The 19,313-nt window shown below is 66.5% G+C and carries 13 protein-coding genes and 2 pseudogenes; 9 read left to right on the top strand and 6 right to left on the bottom strand.

Annotation, left to right across the window (positions count from 1 at the left end):
- The first annotated feature begins 17 nt into the window (after positions 1–17).
- Positions 18–1,028: a hypothetical protein gene (locus AB5J62_RS28375; RefSeq protein WP_370942976.1), complete on the top strand. Its 1,011-nt coding sequence runs from the start codon at positions 18–20 to the stop codon at positions 1,026–1,028.
- 132 nt (positions 1,029–1,160) lie between these two features.
- Here the strand turns inward: AB5J62_RS28375 and lexA are convergent, their stop codons facing one another.
- The gene (lexA, locus tag AB5J62_RS28370; RefSeq protein ID WP_370950363.1) at positions 1,161–1,832 is read right to left on the bottom strand and encodes a transcriptional repressor LexA; all 672 of its coding nucleotides are present in this window, start codon (positions 1,830–1,832) and stop codon (positions 1,161–1,163) included.
- A gap of 345 nt (positions 1,833–2,177) precedes the next feature.
- On the opposite strand from lexA, the gene AB5J62_RS28365 reads away from it, so the two are divergent.
- From AB5J62_RS28365 to AB5J62_RS28345, 5 genes and pseudogenes are all read left to right on the top strand, one after another.
- Positions 2,178–2,663 carry a LysM peptidoglycan-binding domain-containing protein gene (locus AB5J62_RS28365; RefSeq protein WP_370942975.1) on the top strand — a complete coding sequence of 162 codons (486 nt, stop codon included), beginning with the start codon at positions 2,178–2,180 and terminating at the stop codon, positions 2,661–2,663.
- Positions 2,664–2,965: 302 nt separating this feature from the next.
- Positions 2,966–3,460, top strand: coding sequence for a transcriptional regulator NrdR (gene nrdR, locus AB5J62_RS28360; RefSeq protein WP_370942974.1), 495 nt, complete (start codon positions 2,966–2,968; stop codon positions 3,458–3,460).
- 38 nt (positions 3,461–3,498) lie between these two features.
- Positions 3,499–9,627 (top strand): annotated as a pseudogene (locus AB5J62_RS28355) (LAGLIDADG family homing endonuclease); the annotation flags it as partial.
- A 271-nt stretch (positions 9,628–9,898) separates the two neighbouring features.
- Positions 9,899–10,627 carry an ADP-ribosylglycohydrolase family protein gene (locus tag AB5J62_RS28350; RefSeq protein WP_370950362.1) on the top strand — a complete coding sequence of 243 codons (729 nt, stop codon included), beginning with the start codon at positions 9,899–9,901 and terminating at the stop codon, positions 10,625–10,627.
- Positions 10,628–10,815: 188 nt separating this feature from the next.
- Positions 10,816–11,655: pseudogene (locus AB5J62_RS28345) on the top strand (IS5 family transposase); the annotation flags it as partial.
- Between the two features lie 71 nt (positions 11,656–11,726).
- Here the strand turns inward: AB5J62_RS28345 and AB5J62_RS28340 are convergent.
- The 3 genes from AB5J62_RS28340 to AB5J62_RS28330 form a co-directional block, all read right to left on the bottom strand.
- Complete coding sequence (locus AB5J62_RS28340; RefSeq protein ID WP_370950361.1) at positions 11,727–13,007, bottom strand: IS256 family transposase; 1,281 nt, start codon at positions 13,005–13,007, stop codon at positions 11,727–11,729.
- A 473-nt stretch (positions 13,008–13,480) separates the two neighbouring features.
- Complete coding sequence (locus tag AB5J62_RS28335; RefSeq protein ID WP_370942973.1) at positions 13,481–13,930, bottom strand: hypothetical protein; 450 nt, start codon at positions 13,928–13,930, stop codon at positions 13,481–13,483.
- A gap of 32 nt (positions 13,931–13,962) precedes the next feature.
- Complete coding sequence (locus tag AB5J62_RS28330) at positions 13,963–14,520, bottom strand: TetR/AcrR family transcriptional regulator (protein ID WP_370942972.1); 558 nt, start codon at positions 14,518–14,520, stop codon at positions 13,963–13,965.
- A 91-nt stretch (positions 14,521–14,611) separates the two neighbouring features.
- Between AB5J62_RS28330 and AB5J62_RS28325 the strand changes: the two genes are divergently transcribed.
- The gene (locus AB5J62_RS28325; RefSeq protein WP_370942971.1) at positions 14,612–15,238 is read left to right on the top strand and encodes an FMN-dependent NADH-azoreductase; all 627 of its coding nucleotides are present in this window, start codon (positions 14,612–14,614) and stop codon (positions 15,236–15,238) included.
- The gene (locus tag AB5J62_RS28320) at positions 15,238–15,552 is read left to right on the top strand and encodes a multidrug efflux SMR transporter (RefSeq protein ID WP_370942970.1); all 315 of its coding nucleotides are present in this window, start codon (positions 15,238–15,240) and stop codon (positions 15,550–15,552) included. Before AB5J62_RS28325 ends, AB5J62_RS28320 begins: the two co-directional genes overlap by 1 nt.
- On the opposite strand, the gene AB5J62_RS28315 is transcribed toward AB5J62_RS28320, so the two are convergent.
- Positions 15,542–17,557: a prolyl oligopeptidase family protein gene (locus AB5J62_RS28315; protein WP_370942969.1), complete on the bottom strand. Its 2,016-nt coding sequence runs from the start codon at positions 17,555–17,557 to the stop codon at positions 15,542–15,544. The genes AB5J62_RS28320 and AB5J62_RS28315 overlap by 11 nt on opposite strands.
- 123 nt (positions 17,558–17,680) lie before the next feature.
- On the opposite strand from AB5J62_RS28315, the gene AB5J62_RS28310 reads away from it, so the two are divergent.
- Positions 17,681–18,703: a neutral zinc metallopeptidase gene (locus AB5J62_RS28310; protein WP_370942968.1), complete on the top strand. Its 1,023-nt coding sequence runs from the start codon at positions 17,681–17,683 to the stop codon at positions 18,701–18,703.
- Here the strand turns inward: AB5J62_RS28310 and AB5J62_RS28305 are convergent.
- A complete protein-coding gene (locus tag AB5J62_RS28305) occupies positions 18,696–19,256 on the bottom strand; it encodes a TIGR03086 family metal-binding protein (RefSeq protein ID WP_370942967.1) in 561 nt (186 codons plus the stop codon). The genes AB5J62_RS28310 and AB5J62_RS28305 overlap by 8 nt on opposite strands.
- Positions 19,257–19,313: the final 57 nt, after the last annotated feature.

Raw genomic sequence — 19,313 nt, 5'->3', positions numbered from 1 at the left:
GGTACCTTGGTCTCACGATGAAGGTACTGAGGATTCCGGTCTGCGCCGGATTACTGCTGCTCACAGCCGCCCCGGCGCTCGCCGCCGATGTACCGGCGCCCGAGACCGTCTGCACGGTCAAGGACTCACGGCTCAACGAGCTGTCGGGTCTCGTCTCGGACGGTAAGCAGTGGTACGCCATCAACGACGGCGGCACCAAGATCCAGGTCTTCGTGCTCGGCCGGGACTGCGCGGTCAAGAAAGTGATCAGCAACCCGACCGACCCCTTCGACGTCGAGGACCTCGCCCGCGCGTCCGACGGCACCCTGTGGCTGTCCGACACCGGCGACAACAAGAAAGCCCGCGAAACCGTCGCTTTGCACGCCGTGACGCCCGCAGGCAAGAGCACGCTCTACCGGCTGAGCTACCCGGACGGTCAGCACGACACCGAGGCTTTGCTGCTGGACAAGAAGGGCGTGCCTTACCTGATCACCAAGGACGTTCTCGGTGAGGCGAAGATCTACCGGCCTTCCGGGGAGTTACAGAGTCCTGGGCCGACGCCGCTGGAGAAGGTCGGGTCGCTGAAGATCCAGGCGACCGACACGCCGGGAAGCCCGGTGGGATCCTTCGGGTCCGTGCTGGTCACCGGCGCCGCGTCCACTGTGGACGGCACGGTGATCGCGGTGCGCACCTACACCGACGCGTATCTGTACTCGGCGCCGGACGGAGATGTCGTCGCGGCCTTGAAACGACAGCCGGTGCGGGTGCCGTTGCCGAACGAGAAGCAGGGCGAAGCGATCGCCTTCGAGCCTGACGGGACCTTGCTGTCGGGGAGCGAAGGCGTCGGCGAACCTATTCGCGCCGTCGCCGGAGCGGCCGGGTTGGTGACTCCGCCTTCGGCTTCTTCGTCCGCGGGGGAGTCGTCGTCCTCGGCTTCCGGCTCGCCGGAATCTTCTGGCGTGCCAATGGTTCCCGCGATCGCCATCGCCTTGGCCGTCGCCGCCGGCGGCGTCTTCGGCGTAAGCAAACTCCGCCGCCGCCGACGCTAGGTCCGGCCACTTCCGGCCGACCGGTACTTGGAGTGGCTGTATGCAAGCGAAACCCGAGTTTGGGCCACTGGATGGCCCAAACTCGGGTTTCGTAAGCTTCGCTTCTGGCTTTCCGGCCAACGCCCCCGGCGGCTAGAGCCTGCGCAGGACCGCGACCACCTTGCCGAGGATGGTGGCGTTGTCGCCGGGGATGGGCTCGTAGGCCTCGTTGTGCGGCATGAGCCAGATGTGGCCGTCCTTGCGCTTGAACGTCTTGACCGTGGCCTCGCCGTCGATCATCGCCGCCACGATCTCGCCGTTGTCCGCCGTCGGCTGCTGCCGGACCACGACCCAGTCGCCATCGGTGATGGCCGCGTCGATCATCGAGTCGCCGGTGACGCTCAGCAGGAACAGCTCACCCTCGCCGACGATCTCGCGCGGCAGCGGGAAGACGTCCTCGATGGCCTGCTCGGCCAGCACCGGGCCACCGGCCGCGATCCGGCCGACCAGCGGCACGTACGCGGGCTTCGGGCCCGGCTGGATCTCTTCGGGCTGCTCGATGCCCATCGGGTTGTCGTCGTGCTGCGCCAGCACGCCGACCGCGCGCGGGCGGTTCGCGTCGCGGCGCAGGTAACCCTTGCGCTGCAACGCGCGTAGCTGGTGCGACACCGACGACGTCGAGGTCAGGCCGACGGCCTCGCCGATCTCGCGCACGCTCGGCGGGTATCCGAAGCGGCTGACCCAGGCCCTGATCACTTCCAGCACCTGCTGCTGCCGAACGGTCAAGGTGTCGTCGACGTCGTAGACCTCGGGCAGGGAGTGCACCTTGCCCGCTTGCTTCTCCACCGCCCCGGCCTTCCTGTCGTCTGTCACTGCGTCGCCTCCCAGAATGATCATCGCCGGCTGTCGCCGGACGCCGCCGAGTCAGTGCTGACCGGCGGTTTCGCACGCGGCCGCAGGCGAGAGCCCGAGCCGCGGATGTCCTGTCGACGACGTTAGCCCGCGCGGTAAAAGATATCAAACATCTGTTCGAGCGACACGCCGTGCCGTGCTCGATTTTGTCGGGGGTAGGTGATAGACATTCGCCCAGGCGTTCGATAGAACGAGTGTTCGATCATGGTGGCACACCAGCCACGACGCCGGGCAGTGGGACTGCGAGGAGGTTCCGAGATGTCGATTCTCGTGGGTGAAGGGTTAGTCCGCTCCGTGGCGCGCAGGCCGGTCGCGGTGCCGGAACGGATCGCGCCGCCGCGGCGCCGGACGCGCAAACTCGGCGAGACGCGCCGTCCACCGACGCGCGCCAGGGTCGTCGCGGGCCGCAAGGCGGGTGCGGTCGCCCCGTGCGCGCCGCGCCGGATCGCGGTGCGGTGGCCATGGCTGGTCGCGCTGGCCGTCGCCGCCGGGCTCGGGGTAACCGGTTTGGGTGTACTTGCCAACGGTGTTTCGCCGTCCGCGGTGCCCGAGCAGACCGTCACGGTGTCGGTCGCGCCGGGCGAGACGCTGTCGGACATCGCCGCCCGGTTCGCGCCAGGCAGTGAGACCGGCGCGGTCGTCGACCGCATCAAGGAGCTGAACGACCTGCAAGGCGCCGCGATCGTGCCCGGCCTTCCGCTGACGGTCCCCGTCGCGCAAGGTGTCGTGCCCGCCCGGCCGTGACCTCTCGCGCACCCTCCGCGCCGAGCGCGGCACACCCCGTGTCGCCCGATCGTGGCAGTTGCGCGCCGTCCGGCCCCGATCTACTGTGCACCGCTATATCTAGTAGTTACACGGCTGTAGTTGGTCCACAAGTTGGGGTAGAATCGGCAGCAGTTGTCCACAGCTCGTCGGTGTTCACCCACCGGATATCCACAGAACCATCCCCAGGGGTCGGTGCGCGGCGCGCGGTCCCCACCGGACACAATGTGGGTGTTCCCGGTGCTTCCGGCGACGACCGGCATGGAGGGGAAGGTGATCGGCGGATGAGGTGCCCGTTCTGCCGTCATGCGGACTCCCGGGTCGTCGACTCACGTGAGGTGGACGAGGGACAGGCCATCCGGCGTCGGCGCTCCTGCGCCGAATGCGGACGGCGGTTCACCACGTCGGAGACGATGGTGCTCGCCGTCGTCAAGCGGTCCGGCGTCACCGAGCAGTTCAGCAGGGACAAGGTCGTCCGCGGCGTGCGCCGTGCCTGCCAGGGCAGGCCGGTCGACGACGACGCGCTGCAGCAGCTGGCACAGCGGGTGGAGGAATCGATCCGTTCCGCCGGGCTCGCGGAGATCCCGAGCCATGAGGTCGGCCTCGCCATCCTCGGCCCGCTCCGCGAACTGGACGGGGTCGCGTACCTCCGGTTCGCCAGCGTCTACCGCTCCTTCTCCTCCGTCGAGGACTTCGAGAAGGAGATCTCGGACCTTCGCCAGGCGATGGCAGGTTCGGCCGAGCCGAACGACGGCGAGAAAAACGCGGGCGGCGACTGAGCAGGTCGTTTCACGCCGCGCGGGGAGCGAGGAAACCCATGACCGAAACCGTGGGTGCCGGAGCCAAGCCCGGCAAAGACCAGGGCAAGCGCGGCCTGAAAGTCCAGCGCGTCTTCACCACCGAAGGCGTCCACCCCTATGACGACGTGAGCTGGGAAAGCCGCGACGTCGTCATGACCAACTGGCGCGACGGCACCGTCAACTTCGAGCAGCGCGGCGTCGAATTCCCCGACTTCTGGTCGGTCAACGCCACCAACATCGTCACCAGCAAGTACTTCCGCGGCGCCGTCGGCACCCCCCAGCGCGAAAAGAGCCTCAAGCAGCTCATCGACCGGGTCGTCAAAACCTACGTCAAGGCAGGCGTCGACCACGGCTACTTCACCACCCCCGCCGACGCCGAGACCTTCGAGCACGAGCTCACCTGGATGCTGCTGCACCAGGTCTTCAGCTTCAACTCCCCGGTATGGTTCAACGTCGGAACCGCCTCGAAACAGCAAGTCTCCGCGTGCCAGCCGTACGACGCACTGGTCACGACCCCTTCGGGCGCTGTCCCCATCGGACAGCTCGTCGAGCGGGACGCGGTCGGCACCAAGGTGTTCGACGCCCATGGCCTCACCTCGATCGTCGCCACCAAGGCCAACGGCGTCAAAGAGGTCCTCCGCATCATGACCAAGTCTGGCCATGTGCTCGACGTGACGGCCGATCACCTCGTCTGGCGAGCGAGCGGCAACGGCGTGGGACGTTTCGTGCCCGCGGGGGAGTTGCGGGTAGACGACAAACTGGAGTGGCATCGCTCGGTGTCGTTCGGGGAAGCCGAAATCGACCAACGTGAGATCGCCGAGGCCGCACTCGCGGGGTGGCTGCAATCCGACGGTTTCGTCGGCCAGTACAAGGGCACGGACCGGTCGCTCACGATCGAGGCCATGACGGTCACAGACGCCGAGCTGGCGTGGGTATGTGACGCTTTGGACCAGGTGTTCCCGGAAGTCCATCGGCACGAACGCACGGTGGAGACGCAGGACGCGACACTGGATTGCCGCCGTACCCGGCTTTACGGCAACGTGCTCGAACCCTTCGTGAGCCGATGGGGCTTGCGTGCTCGTGGCTGTGACATGGAAGTCCCGGCCTTCCTGCACACCGCTCCGCTGCCGGTCGTCGCGGCGTACCTGCGCAGCATCTTCCAATCCGAGGGCTATGTGTCGCGGCGCGAACGGTCCACAGTGGTCGCGGTCGACATGATCGGTGAGCGGCTGGTGCGCGGCCTGCAGGCGTTGCTGGCCCGCTTCGGCATCTTCGCACGAGTGGGCCACAAGACGGATCCGCGCCCGGACCGCCACGACCTGTGGGGCATCCGCATCCAGAACGCCGGTGAACGCCGCATCTTCGCCGACTCCATCGGATTCATCGACCCGGTCAAGACCGCCAAGCTCGAGGCTTCGTTCGAGATTCCCGGCCGCCAAGCGCTGGACGTCGAGCGCTTGGAGATCGCCGGCATCGAAAGCCGCGGCGAGATGCCGGTCTACGACATCCAAACGGAGTCAGGGGAGTACCTGTCCTCGAACCTGCGGGTCCACAACTGCTTCATCCTCGCCGTCGATGACACGATGGAGTCAATCCTCAACTGGTATCGCGAAGAAGGCCTGATCTTCAAAGGCGGTTCCGGAGCGGGCCTCAACCTCTCCCGCATCCGCTCGTCCCGCGAGCTGCTGACCTCCGGCGGCACCGCCTCGGGCCCGGTCTCCTTCATGCGCGGCGCCGACGCCTCGGCGGGCACCATCAAGTCCGGCGGCGCCACCCGCCGCGCCGCCAAGATGGTCGTGCTCGACGTCGACCACCCCGACATCGAAGAGTTCATCCAGACCAAGGCCCGCGAAGAGAAGAAGATCAAGGTTCTCCGCGACGCAGGCTTCGACATGGACCTCAGCGGAGCCGACATCTCCTCGGTCCAGTACCAGAACGCCAACAACTCGGTCCGCGTCTCGGACGAGTTCATGCGTGCCGTCGAGTCCGGCGGCGACTTCGGCCTCCGAGCCCGCCTGACCAACGAGGTCATCGACACCGTCGACGCCCGCCAGATCTTCCGCTCGATGACCACCGCGGCCTGGGATTGCGCCGATCCCGGAATTCAATACGACGGCACGATCAACGATTGGCACACCTGCCCCGAAACCGGCCGGATCACTGCGTCCAACCCGTGTTTTCCCGGAGATCAGCGGGTGATGACCGATTCGGGCCTGGTCCCGATCGGTGATCTGGTGCGCCGAGCGTCCCGCGGCGAGCCGTTCGCCGTCTACACCAACGACGTGACGAGTGAGACCGAGGCGGCGTCGCGCATCGTGGCGACCAGCCCGACCCGGTACATGATCACCGGCACCAACGAGATCGTCGAGCTGCGCTTCAGTGACGGTTCCAGGCTGCGCTGCACACCGAACCACCGGGTCTGGACCGAAAACCGTGGCTGGGCACATGCCCGCGACCTCACCGAAGACGACCGCGTCGTGCGCTCCTACGAATACGCCGCGCGGCCGCACGCTTCCCCCGCACTGCCACCGCTCGCGATCCAGATCGCGCACAACGCGCCCGGCAAGGAGCTGGGCACTATCCCGGAGAAGTGGACCACCGAACTCGCCCACTACATCGGCTGGCTCGTCGGTGACGGCTGCGTGACCGACCAGGGTGCGATCACGGTCTACGGCACCGAGTGGGAGCAGGCGAACATCGCGCCTCGGCACCGCCGCCTGCTGGCCGAGATCACGGGATTCGACCCGAAGCCCAGCGCGCAGGCCAATGGCACGATGCAGCTGCGCGCCTTGCGTGGCCGGTTCAATCTGATGGTCCGAGCACTGGGGGTCTCGCCCGGCAAGTCCGCCGACAAGGTCGTGCCGGAGTCGATCTACGAGGCTCCGGAAGACGTCTTGACGGCCTTCCTGCGTGGCCTGTTCGACGCTGACGGCTGTGTCGTGAACCAGGAAGTCAAGGGCACCCGCTATGTGGGGCTCGGCAGCCGATCGGAAGAACTGCTGATCGGCGTTCAGGAGTTGCTGGCCAGTCTTGGCATCAAGGGCCGGATCTATCGGACGGGAGTGAAGACCGACTCCTTCGCGTACACCACCAAGAGCGGCGAAGACCGCGTCTACGGCAGCGACGGTCCTTCATACGACCTCCGCATCAGCGGCCGTCACATCGCGGGCTTCTCCGACAAGATCGGCTTCGATCACGCGGCGAAGGCCGACAAGCTGAAGTCTGTCCTCGCCGGCCACGAGTTCTACCGTGTCGATGAGACAGTGAAGTTGGTTTCCCGAGTTTCAAAGGGTTTCGAGACGACGTTCAACCTGACGGAACCGCGCAACCACTCGTACGTCGTCGGTGGCACAGTGGTGGCGAACTGTAGCGAGTACCTGCACCTGGACAATTCGAGTTGTAATCTCGCGTCACTCAACCTACTGAAGTTCGTCGATTCCGACGGCAATTTCGACGCGCCCTTGTTTGTGAAGGCTGTCGAATTCATCATCACGGCGATGGACATTTCCATCTGTTTCGCGGACTTCCCGACCGAGTCGATCGGCGACACCACTCGCAAGTTCCGTCAGCTCGGCATCGGCTACGCGAACCTGGGTGCGCTCCTGATGGCGCTCGGCCACGCCTACGACTCCGACGGTGGCCGTGCGCTCGCGGCCTCGATCACCTCGCTGATGACCGGCGTTTCCTACCGCCGCTCCGCGGAACTCGCCGGAGTCGTCGGGCCTTACGACGGCTACGCCCGTAACGCCGAGCCGCACCAGCGCGTCATGCGCAAGCACGCCGCCGCCAACGACGAGATCCGTACTCTTCATGCCAACGATGCCACGGTTCGTTCATTGGCGACCGAGGAATGGAAGCGTGGAATAGAAATCGGCGCGCAGAACGGTTGGCGTAATTCGCAGGCCAGTGTATTGGCGCCTACGGGGTGTTTGACCGCGGACACCATGGTGACCACCGATCGTGGACTGGCCAGGCTGTCCGAACTCGCGGACTTCTATGGCGACCGCTGGCAGGACATAGAACTCGCCGTCGGTACCGATGAGGGGCCGCGTCGCGCCACGAAGTTCTTCGTGAACGGTGAAGAACCCACCCGCCGTATCGTGACGAAAGGCGGCTATCGGATTCAAGGCACGCTCGCTCACCGGGTGAAAATCGTCGATTCGGAGACCGGTGCCTGGGTGTGGCGGCGGCTCGCGGACATCCGGGACGGAGACGTGCTGCCGCTCCAGTTGGGTGGCATGGTCGGTGAACTCCGTACGGTTCCCTTGCCGGTACTGGACCAGGCCTACTACGCGGGTGATCGCACACTGCGCGTCCCGGATGTGGTGGACGAAGACTTGGCCGAGCTCGTCGGCTACTTCATGGGCGATGGCAGCCTGCACGCCAAGGGGATCCGGCTTTGTGTCGCCAACACCGACCTTGACGTGGTGGATCGTTTCCGCGTGCTCGCCAAGGGGCTGTTCGGCATCGAGCCCGCTGTTCGCGCTTGCGAGGGCTACCAGGAGGTCACGCTGCAGTCCGTCCGGCTGGCCCGCTGGTGGCAGGCGGCCGGTTTCGCGAAGGACCTTCCCGGGGTCGATCACACAGGAAAGGGTTGGACGCCAAGGGTTCCGGCGGCGATTCGCGAGACCAACACTCCGGCGATCTACGCTGCTTTCTTGCGGGGTCTGTTCGAGGCGGACGGGACCGTGCAGGAAGGTGTGCCGAGCCTCTCGACCTCGTCGGAGCTCTTTGCCGCTGACGTCCGTACCCTGTTGCTCGCTTTGGGAATGGGCACCACGACCCGGGTCACCACGAGCGGCTGGGGTGGCCCGCAGCGCCAGGTCCGGCTGCGCAACGTCGATCACGCGATGACTTTCGACGAGGTCATCGGGTTCATCAGTGAGCGGAAGGCCCAGGCGCTCGTCGGCATCGAGCCGCGCGGCTCGGCGAAAGGTGACCGGATCCACCTGCCCGCGGAGCTCTGGGAAGAACTCGTTCCCGTCGGCCACGAGTATCGCGGGCTGGTCGTGCAATCGCTGCGCAAGAGCGGTGGCGTCGCCAGGATGCTCGCTCGCAGGATCTTCGGTGAGTCTTTCGACACCAGGCTTGGCCACGCGCTCGGCTATCTCTTCGAGCCGGTCGCGTGCAACGAGGATGGTGGCGTCCAGCCCACCTTCGATCTCTCGGTGCCGGAAAACCTCACCTACGTGGCGAATGGGTTTGTCAGCCACAACACCATCGGCTTCATGATGGACTGCGATACGACGGGAATCGAGCCGGACTTTTCTTTGGTGAAGTTCAAAAAGCTCGTCGGCGGCGGTTCGATGCAAATTGTGAACCAGACCGTTCCTCGTGCGTTGTCCGCGCTCGGCTATCCGGAAGAGCAAGTCGAGGCGGTCGTCGAATACGTCGCGCAGAACGGTCACGTCGTCGACGCGCCGGGGCTCAGGCCGGAGCATTACGAGGTGTTCGACTGCGCGGTCGGCGAGCGGTCGATCAAGCCGATGGGGCATGTCCGCATGATGGCCGCGGTCCAGCCGTTCCTTTCGGGCGCGATCTCCAAGACCGTCAACATGCCGGAGTCGGCCACGGTCGAAGAGGTCGAGGAGATCTACTTCCAAGGCTGGAAGCTCGGTCTCAAGGCACTCGCCATCTATCGCGACAACTGCAAGGTCGGCCAGCCGCTCTCCACCGGCAAGAAGGACAAGAAGGAGGAGCAGCCCGCCGTCGAGTTCCGCCCGGTCCGCAAGCGCCTGCCCAAACGCCGCCCGAGTCAGACGGTGTCCTTCACCGTCGGCGGGGCCGAGGGTTACCTGCACGCGGGGTCGTACCCGGACGACGGTCTTGGCGAGATCTTCATCAAGCTCGGCAAGCAGGGGTCCACTTTGGCCGGTGTGATGGACGCCTTCTCGATGTCGATTTCGGTCGGTCTGCAGTACGGGATTCCGCTGGAGTTCTACATCTCGAAGTTCTCCAACCTCCGCTTCGAGCCGGCGGGCATGACCGACGATCCGGACATCCGCATCGCCACCAGTGTCCTCGACTACCTGTTCCGCCGCCTGGCGCTGGACTTCCTGCCTTACGAAAAACGTGCGCAGCTCGGCATCTTCACCGCCGACGAGCGCACGGCACAGGTCGAAACCGACTACGGAACGCCTGCGTCCGACGGGGTGGACCTTGAAGAACTGCGGACCAGCGTCGAGGCGACGCAGCCCCGTCAGATCGAAGCCGCGCACAGCACGGCCGAGCTGATGGAGTTGCATCTCGGCAAGGCCGCCGACGCGCCCTTGTGCATGACCTGCGGAACCAAGATGCGCCCGGCCGGTTCGTGCTATGCCTGCGAAGGATGCGGCGCGACCTCCGGCTGCAGCTGACCCAATACCCAGGTGTCGTGAGTGGTATCGCCGGTTCTAACCGGCCGTACCACTCACGACCCTGGTCAAGCCGCCGTCCGGTCCGTGGGAGTGGACCGATGACACCGAGATGGCCTGCACACTCGTCGCCGAGCTCCGTGACCATGGCCGGATCGACCGCGACAGGCTGGCGAAGGCTTTCGCTGACCGCTGCGAGCCGTATCGCGGCTACGGGCCGGGTGCGGTCGTGATCCTGCATGCGATCCGGGACGGCGTGCCGTGGCGCGAGGCCGCCGGGGCCGCGTTCCATGGTCAGGGCTCGTGTGGCAACGGAGCCGCCATGCGGGTCGCCCCGCTGGGTGCGTATTTCGCGGAAGACCTCGAAACCCTTGTGGAGCAAGCGAAACTCTCGGCTGAGGTGACGCACCTGCATCCGGAGGGGATCGCGGGCGCGGTGGCGGTCGCGCTCGCGGCGGCGCGAGTGAGTCTCGGGGAAATCCCGCAGTGGCTGGACGACGGCGACGCCAAGCGAGGTATCGCGCGGGCCGCCGAGCTTGGCGACTGCTCAGTCGCCGAGGCGGCTTATGAACTCGGCAACGGCGCTCGGGCGATGGCTCAGGACACGGTGCCGTTCGCGTTGTGGGTGGCCGCGCGGTTCGCCGACGATTATCCGACCGCGATCACCGCCTGTGTGGAGGCCGGTGGTGACGTCGATACGACCGGTGCGATCGTCGGCGGGATCGTCACGGCGGGAGGCGCCGAGATCCCTGGGGAGTGGCTGAACCGCCGCGAAGCCTTACCCGAGTGGTGAGGGCGTCGGAGCGCTGGCCGCTGGTGAGCCGGCGGAGCGGGGCGACGACATGGGCGGACCCGGGATCTATTGAGCGGAAACGCGAAGGTGGCGTGATCGTCGGCTCGGCGTGGGTGTCGTGAGAACCCGTCCTTGATGCCGGTTGCAGGTATAGGTCGGGCCTCTGCTAGTGATCTTGACACCACATCTTGATCATTTCCCAGCAGAGGCCCGGTCTCCCTTTGTACTCGATCATCGATCGGCCCACGTCAGCGGGTTGTCGTAGCCGTCGCTACCCCACCGACACCACCGACGCCGAGTGGGTGTTGCTTGAGCCGTTGCTGCCGCGCCCGGCGTGTGAGACCGCGGCGGGTGGCCGTCCGGAGAAACATCACCGCCGCGCGATCGTGGACGCGTTGCGGTATGTCACCGACAACGGCATCAAATGGCGTGCCCTGCCGTCGGACTTCCCGCCCTGGAAAACAGTGCACGGATTCTTTACCCGCTGGTCGAAGGCGGGAGTGTTCGAGAAGATCCGTGACCGGCTACGGGAGAAGATCCGGCTGCGCGCGAACAGGAACCCGGCACCGTCGGCGGCGGTGATCGACTCTCAATCGGTCAAAGCCGCCGAAACCGTCGGCAAACCTTCTCGCGGCTATGACGGCGGGAAGAAGATCGACGGCCGCAAACGCCACATCGCCACCGACACCCAAGGCCTACTACTGGTGGTGCTGGTCACCGCCGCCAACCTGCAAGACCGCTCCGCGGCCCGGCTGCTGCTGCCCGCGCTGCACGCCCTCCAGCGTGGCGTCACCTGGGTGTGGGCCGACGGCGGCTACACCAGCAAAGACCTTGTCCAGTGGACCAAAAAGACCTTGGGCATGACACTCGACATCGTCAAGAAAATCGTCGGCCAGAAAACATTCGTTCTCCTGCCCAGACGCTGGGTCGTCGAACGCACCTTCTCCTGGATCACCCAAGCCAGACGCAACGTCCGCGACTACGAACGCCTACCCGAACACTCCGAAGCCTTCATCAACCTCTCCATGATCACTATCATGACCAGGCGCCTGACCCGCCGGGTCTGTCAAACGAACGGTGTAACTCGGGTTGAAGGGGTTTACTTGCGTCCGGCGGCCAGGCGGCCGTCGAAGGCGATCTCGAAGGCGTTCAGCGCGGGTTTCCACCGCATCGTCCAGCGTTTGCGACCGGTGCCGGTCGGGTCGAGGCTCATGATGGCCATGTAGACGCATTTGAGTGCGGCCTGCTCGTTCGGGAAGTGTCCGCGGGCCTTCACCGCGCGGCGAATGCGGGCGTTGACGCTCTCGATGGCGTTGGTCGAGCAGATCACCCGCCGGATCTCCGGGTCGAACGCCAGGAACGGCACGAACTCGGCCCAGGCGTTGTCCCACAACCGTACGATCGCCGGATAGCGAGCGCCCCAGGCATCGGCGAACTCGCCGAAGCGCTCCCGGGCGGCGGCCTCGGTCGGGGCGGTGTAGACCGGTTTGAGCGCTTTGGCGATCGCGTCCCAGTGCTGGCGGCCGGCGTAGCGGAAACTGTTACGCAGCAGGTGAACCACGCAGGTCTGGGTGATCGTTTGCGGCCAGACCGTGGTGATCGCGTCCGGCAGTCCGGTCAGCCCGTCGCAGACGACCATGAGCACATCGGCCACGCCCCGGTTCTTGAGCTCGGTGAGCACATGCAGCCAGTACTTCGCGCCCTCACCACCGTCACCGGCCCAGAGCCCGAGAATGTCACGCCGTCCTTCGCAGGTCACCGCGAGCGCGACATAGATCGGCCGGTTACTGACCTGCCCGTCGCGGATCTTGACGTGGATCGCGTCGATGAAGATCACCGGGTAAACCGGGTCCAACGGCCGGTTCTGCCACTCGACCATGCCCTCGATGACCTTGTCGGTGATCGTGGAAATCGTCTGCCGCGACACCTCAGCGCCATAGACCTCGGCCAGATGCGCGGAAATCTCCCCGGTCGTGAGGCCCTTCGCGGCCAGCGAGATCACCATCTCATCCACACCGCCCAGGCGTTTCTGTCGCTTGGCCACGATCTTCGGCTCGAAGCTCGCGTCCCGATCCCGCGGCACGTCGATCTCGACCGGGCCCACGTCGGTGAGCACGGTCTTGGACCGGGTGCCGTTACGCGAGTTGCCGGTCCCACGACCGGCGGGGTCGTGTTTGTCATAACCGAGGTGATCGGTGATCTCGCCCTCGAGCGCGGACTCCAGCAGCCGCTTGGTCAGCTGCTGCAACACCCCACCCTCACCGGTCAGCTTCAGCCCACTGGCCTTAGCGCTGTTCAGCAGCTGCGCGACGAGCTGCTCATCCAGGCCACCCAAGCCTGCCTCGGGCTTCGAGTCCTCAGCGTTCTCCACGCCGGACATCATGTCGGTCATCAGGTGCACTTCCATGATCGGGAGTTACACCGAACGTTTTACAGTCCCGACCCGCCGAAAAAAGCGGGCCAAGACAACCTAACAAAGTTCCAAGACGGGTTCTGAGTGGTATCGCCGGTTTTATTGGGTGGGAACCCAAAGGCGGTGTGTCGGCCGCGGTTGCGGACTCATCGGGTATCGGGGCGACGGGGTGTGCGAGTGGTAGCTCTGCTGTATCTAGCGGAGCAGAGTTACCACCCGCGGACAGTCGAGGATTTTGATGTGGGGTAAAGCCCGTTTACTCCGCAGGGGTTGTGAGTGTTGCGGGTGTCAGGGCTGAAGTGAGGGGACCCCTCGGTGCGTATGTCGCACCCAGGGGTCCCCTCGCTTCACATCGGTGGGCGAGGGGAAACCCTGCTGCATCCAACGGAGCAGGGGTTTCCCTCGCTCCGAAGTCCAACACGCCGTATTTGGCCTTCCCCTCAACCAAGAGTGGCGCGAGAGAACTCCATGATCCAGTTGGTTTCCCAGTCCTGGCCGTCGAGTGAGAAGGCCTGGTCCCAGCGCGGGGACTCGCCTTTGGCCCACGTGTAGCGGACGCGCACGGGGCGGCCGTCGTGCTCGTCGTCGCCGTAGAAGAGGCCGACGTCGTCGGTGAAACCGCCGTGCACCGGGGGTTGCAGGAGGCCGGTGCGGCTGTTGGCCCAGTAGATCGACCACTGGCCGGTCCCGGGGGCGAACAGGCGCAGGGTCATGCCAGTGAAACCCTTGGTGGGGAAGGAGATCTCGTCGAAGTTGCCCGCGCCGTCGAACACGGTGTGGCAGGTGGACGTGGCCGGGAACTCGTCCCATTCGTCGCTGCCGGTCAAGGGCTTGAGGAGCCGCCGGTTCACGACGGTCCAGGTGCCGAGGAAGAAGTCGAAGTCGTTCACACCGGAGATCATCGACCCGCTTCACTGACAACCTATGTCAGCGAAGACGCCAAATCTCTCAGCGACGCCAAGATCCGCTCCGGGCTGATGCCGAGTTGCTCGGTCTGGAAGCGGAACACCTCGGGGGCGAGTGGGCCGAGCAGGATGTCGGTCAGTGCGTCCGGGTCCGGTTTGCCCGCTGCAACGAGTAGGGCGCGCACGTGGGCTCGCCAGAATCCGTAGGCGCCGGTGGCGAAACGGGACTGGCCGACCTCGCTGCCGAGCACGAGGTGGCCGTGCGTGCGTAGCAGCTCGATCATTTCCGCGTAGAAGGCGGACAAGCGTTCCGCCGGAGGCGCGCCGGGGCCGAGCGGGGGTTCGCCGGACATCAGCTTCTCCTGCAGGACGCGCTCGTGCTCGTCGAGGAGGGCGACGGCGATGGAGGCGCGGTCGGGGTAGCGCCGGTAGAGCGTGCCGCGGCCGACGCCCGCCGCCTTCGCGATGTCGTCCATGGTCACTTCGGCCGGGTCGCGCTCGGCAAAGAGGAGTGCGGCCGCGGCGAGGACCTTGGCCCGGTTCTTGGCCGCGTCGGCCCGTTCCGTTGACGGCATTTCCGGAGTCTAGGAATAACTGGACGTCGTGTCCACTTGAAGCTACCGTCAGGATAACTGGACGCGATGTCCACTTCTGGGAGGAAACACGATGACCCACCTGCTGCACCTCGACTCCAGCGCGCGACGGGCCTCGTTCTCGCGTGAGCTCGGCCAGCGGTTCGTCAAGGGCTGGACCGGTGGCTATACCTACCGTGACCTGGCGAAAGACCCGGTTCCGCCGATCGGTGAGGTGTGGACCGAGATCTGCGATCGGCTGCTGACCGAGGGCATCACGGACCCCGCTCGCTATGCCGAGGCCGTGAGCACGCCGGAGCAGCGGGAGGCTTGGCGGATCGTGCGGCCGCTGCTGGACGAGTTCCTGGCCGCGGATGTCGTGCTGTTCGGCGCGCCGATGTACAACTTCTCGATCCCGGCGGCGCTGAAGGCGTGGATCGACCAGGTGACGTTCCCGAAGATGTCCTTGCGGGGCAAGGCTTTCGTGGTCGCCGGCGCCCGTGGTGGCTCGTACCTGCCCGGGACGCCGCGAGCGCCGTTCGACCACCACGAGCGGTATCTGCGTGACTTCTTCGCCGGGCATTACGACGTCGAGGACGTCACGTTCGTCAATGCCGAGCTGACCAACGCGCTCGTCGATCCGAAGCTGGCCGACCGCGAAGCCGCACGCCAGGCCTCTTACGAAGCGGCGCGCGACTTCGCCGACGAGTGGGCGCGGTAATGGGGTGGCTCATCCTGGTCGCGGCCGGGCTGGTCGAAATCGCCTGGTCGCAGAGCATCAAACCGACCGAGAACTTCACCAAGCCGCTGCCGACCTTGTTATGCGTGGTGCTGGGTGTCGCCGCCGTCTATCTGCTTTCGCGCGCGATGGACACCGTGCCGGTGGGCACCGCCTACGCGGTGTTCACCGGCATCGGTGCCGTCGGCGCGATCGTGCTCGGCGTGGTGGTCAACAAGGACCCGCTGGGCGCGGGCCGCCTTGTCGCGCTGAGCCTGATCGTCGGCGGGATCGTGCTCGCGAAGGTCACTTCGTGAGCTGCTCCCACAGGAATTCGAAGACCAGTGCCCATTTGAACGCGAGTTGCTCGTTGTCGGCCGCGCCGCCGTGGCCGCCTTCGATGTTCTCGTAGTACCAGACGTCGTAACCCTGTTCGGTCATCTTGGCGAACATCTTGCGCGCGTGGCCGGGATGCACCCGGTCGTCGCGGGTCGAGGTGACGAACAGGGTCGGCGGATACTCCTGTCCACTGTGGACGTTCTGGTAGGGCGAGTACTTCGAGATGTACTCCCATTCGGCTTCCTCGTCGGGGTCGCCGTACTCCGCCATCCACGACGCGCCTGCCAGCAGCTTGTGGTAGCGCTTCATGTCCAGCAGCGGGACCTGGCTGACGATCGCGCCGAACAGCTCGGGATAGCGGGTGAGCATGACGCCCATCAGCAGCCCGCCGTTGCTGCCGCCCTGGATGCCGAGCCGGTCGGCGGTGGTGATGCCGCGCGTGACCAGGTCGGCGGCGACGGCCGCGAAGTCCTCGTACACCTTGTACCGGTTGGCCTTGATGACCTGGGTGTGCCAGTCCGGCCCGTATTCGCCGCCGCCGCGGATGTTCGCCGACACGTACGTGCCGCCGCGCGCGAGCCAGCCGCGGCCGGTCACCCCGCTGTACCCGGGCAGCATCGCGGCCTCGAAACCGCCGTAGCCGGTCAGCAGTGTCGGCCCGTTCTCGCTGCCGCGCGGGCGGACCACGAAGTACGGGATCTTCGTGCCGTCCGCGGAGGTCGCGAAGTGCTGTTCGACGGACATGCCCTCGGCGTCGAACCGCGCCGGTGACTGCTTGAGTACCTCGATCTCCTCGCCGACGCGGCCGTAGCTCAAGGTCGCCGGCGTGAGGAAGCCGCTGATGTTGAGCAGGTACTCGTCGCTGGCGTCCGGGTCGGTGTCGAGGATCTCCGCCGTGCTGAACGTCGGCGCGCCGGCGAGCGGCTCCGAAGCCCAGCCGCCGTCGCCCGGCGTCAGCACCCGGAGTTCGGTCTTGACGTCGGAAAGCGTTGCCAGCAAAAGGTGATTGCGGGTCCACGCGTGGTATTCGAGCGAGGTGTGCGCGTCCGGCTCGAACAGCACGGTGAAGTTCCGGTCGCCCGCGCGGAAGGCCTCGAATTCGATGCCCAGCAACGCGCCCGCGGGATGGTCCGCGCCGCCGACGCTCCACGGCGAACGGGTGCGCACGAGCAGCCACTGCCGGTAGATCGACGTCTTCGCGTCTTCGGGGACGTCGATGCGCTCAAGCGTCCCTTCCGGCGTGCGCAGGTACCGTTCCGCCCGGTAGAAGGTGATGCTGCGGTGCACGAAATCGCGCTGGTAGCCCTCGGTCGGGTCGTGGTAGCCGGTGACCGAGACGTCGTCCGGCTTGCCCTCGAACACCGTCTCCGCCTCGGCCAGCGGTGTGCCGCGCCGCCAGACCTTGGTGATCCGCGGGTAGCCGGAGCTGGTCAGCGAGCCCTCGCCGAAGTCGGTGCCCACGTAGACGCTGTCTTCGTCGATCCAGCCGACGCTGCTCTTCGCCTCGGGCAGCTCGAACCCGCCTTCGACGAACGCGCGCGCGCCGAGGTCGAACTCGCGGACCACGGTCGCGTCCGCGCCGCCGCGCGACAGCTCGATCAGGGCGAGCCGGTAGTCGGGGCGCAGCACGGTCGCGCCTTGCCAGACCCAGTTCTCGCCCTCGGCCTCGCCGAGCGCGTCGACGTCGAGCAGCAGCTCCCAGGCGGGCTTGTCCTTGCGATACTCCTCGAGCGTGGTGCGCCGCCACAGCCCGCGAGGGTGGGTCGCGTCCTGCCAGAAGTTGTAGAGGAACTCGCCGCGCCTGCGCACGTACGGGATGCGGTCGTCGGCGTCGAGTGCCTCGCGGATCTCGTCACGCATCGCGGCGAAACGCGCGCCTCCCGTGAGCTTCGCCGTCGTTGCCGCGTTGTGCTCGCGCACCCAGTCCAGCGCCTGGTCGCCGCCCACGTCTTCCAACCACAGGTACGGGTCCTCTTCGTTCATTCCCCTAGTCTGTCAGCACGGCGTACCCTTTTCGTGATCGTGGTCGAATCGGGCATTCCGTATGCTTGACTTTCGACGCCGAGGTCGGGGGACCTGCTGGCGTGTCATTGTCACGGGGGAGTAATGAATCTTTCGGGGAACGACCCTGCCGAGGGAGCACGGCCGGAACCACCGCCCGTGGTCGCCGAGGTGCCTCGGAGCACCTACGCGCCGTTGGTCTCCGACGACTACCTGGCGTGGGCGCCACCCGCGTACCCGCAGCCGAAGCGCGGGCTCAAGACCGGCTCCCGGGTGATCATCGGGCTGTTCGCCGCCGCGCTCGTGTTCGTCGCGGGCGCCGTCGTCGTCGACGCGTCACGCACGGTGAGCGGCCACGCGCTACCCGCGCCCAACGCCGAGTCCGAGCTCGCGAAGTCCAAGGCGGGGGAGAAGCCGGGCGCGAAGGTCGCCAAGGTGCTCGAGACCGACAAGAACCCGATCCTCGGTGAAGGCATCTCGCTGACGAAGGTCACCTGCACGCTGCCGCAGATCAGCAAGAACGACGCCGAGCTGCTCGCCTTCTACAAGGCCGCGCTCGTCTGCCTCGAAGAGGCGTGGAAGCCGGTGCTCGACCAGGTCAACGAGCCGCACATGAACGTCAACCTGGAGATCGAGCTGCCCGCGTCGAGCCGCTGCGGCGAGGCGCCGGACAGCAAGAAGGCCATGGCCTACTACTGCCCCGGCGACCTCACCATCTACCTGCCCCGCGAGTGGATGCTCAGCGCCGTCGGCACCAACAAGGGCGCGCACCTCGCGACGCTCGCGCACGAGTACGGCCACCACGTGCAGCACGAGAGCGGCATGCTCGCCGCGATCAGCGACCAGATGGAGTCGAAGGACGAGTCGAGCCCCGGTGACCAGCAACGCGTCCGCCGTATCGAGCTGCAGGCGAACTGCTTCGGCGCGCTGTTCATCGCGGCCGCCGCCGGGCGCGGCGGGATCTCGGCGGCGACCGCCAACTCCGCGGTCGCCGACTACGGCAACACCGCCAACAGCGAGACCCACGGCAGCCGGGCCAACCAGGGCAAGTGGGCCCAGCGCGGGTACTCGGAGAAGACCACCGCGTCCTGCAACACCTGGTCGGCCTCGGCGGGCGAGGTCAGCTGACCCAGCCGGGGTCGCGGCCGAGCAGGCCGAGGAACCGGTCCAGCTCCGGCGCGGTGGACGGCGTCGCCACGACCGGCGCGAAGCTGCCGCCGGGTTCGCGCTCGGTCGGGATGTTCGCGACGAAGCGCAGTGCCTCGGCGAGCGCTTCGGAGTCGGGTTCGTAGGGCTGGCCGAGAGCGCGCGCGATGTCCCAGCCGTGCGCGACGGAGTCGACCAGGTGCATCCGCAGCGCGATCGCGGCGGGGAAGTCGCCGAACTCGCGGATCGTCATGGTCGGGGCCGTGCCCTCGTCGAACGCGGTGAGCGCGTCCTCGACCGAGCGGCTGTAGGACGCGAACGCGTCGTCGCCGAGCGTGCCGCCGTCCCAGTCGGGCGCGGCGCCCTCGCGCGCGGCGGTCGCGAAGGCGTGGTTCTCGCTGATCTGGTGGCGGAGCAGGTCGGCGAGAGTCCAGCCGGAGCAGGGCGTGGGGCGGCCGAGGTCCGCCTCGGTGGCGCCGGCGAGGAGCTTGTCGATGACGTCGAGTGAGCGGCGATCCAGGTCTCGGATATCCATGGCAGCGACGCTAGTGCCGGGAATCGGCCCAGCAGAGAGCCAAAATCGGGTCGATCG

The sequence above is a fragment of the Amycolatopsis sp. cg5 genome, from assembly GCF_041346955.1.
Lineage (GTDB): Bacteria > Actinomycetota > Actinomycetes > Mycobacteriales > Pseudonocardiaceae > Amycolatopsis.
This window is presented reverse-complemented; position numbering and strand designations above follow the sequence as displayed.

Bases quoted from the DNA above. Each gene is read 5' to 3' on its own strand.
- AB5J62_RS28375 (WP_370942976.1), top strand. From the start codon at position 18: ATGAAGGTACTGAGGATTCCGGTCTGCGCCGGATTACTGCTGCTCACA.
- AB5J62_RS28365 (WP_370942975.1), top strand. From the start codon at position 2,178: ATGTCGATTCTCGTGGGTGAAGGGTTAGTCCGCTCCGTGGCGCGCAGG.
- nrdR (WP_370942974.1), top strand. From the start codon at position 2,966: ATGAGGTGCCCGTTCTGCCGTCATGCGGACTCCCGGGTCGTCGACTCA.
- AB5J62_RS28340 (WP_370950361.1), bottom strand. From the start codon at position 13,007: ATGTCCGGCGTGGAGAACGCTGAGGACTCGAAGCCCGAGGCAGGCTTG.
- AB5J62_RS28330 (WP_370942972.1), bottom strand. From the start codon at position 14,520: ATGCCGTCAACGGAACGGGCCGACGCGGCCAAGAACCGGGCCAAGGTC.
- AB5J62_RS28325 (WP_370942971.1), top strand. From the start codon at position 14,612: ATGACCCACCTGCTGCACCTCGACTCCAGCGCGCGACGGGCCTCGTTC.
- AB5J62_RS28320 (WP_370942970.1), top strand. From the start codon at position 15,238: ATGGGGTGGCTCATCCTGGTCGCGGCCGGGCTGGTCGAAATCGCCTGG.
- AB5J62_RS28315 (WP_370942969.1), bottom strand. From the start codon at position 17,557: ATGAACGAAGAGGACCCGTACCTGTGGTTGGAAGACGTGGGCGGCGAC.
- AB5J62_RS28310 (WP_370942968.1), top strand. From the start codon at position 17,681: ATGAATCTTTCGGGGAACGACCCTGCCGAGGGAGCACGGCCGGAACCA.
- AB5J62_RS28305 (WP_370942967.1), bottom strand. From the start codon at position 19,256: ATGGATATCCGAGACCTGGATCGCCGCTCACTCGACGTCATCGACAAG.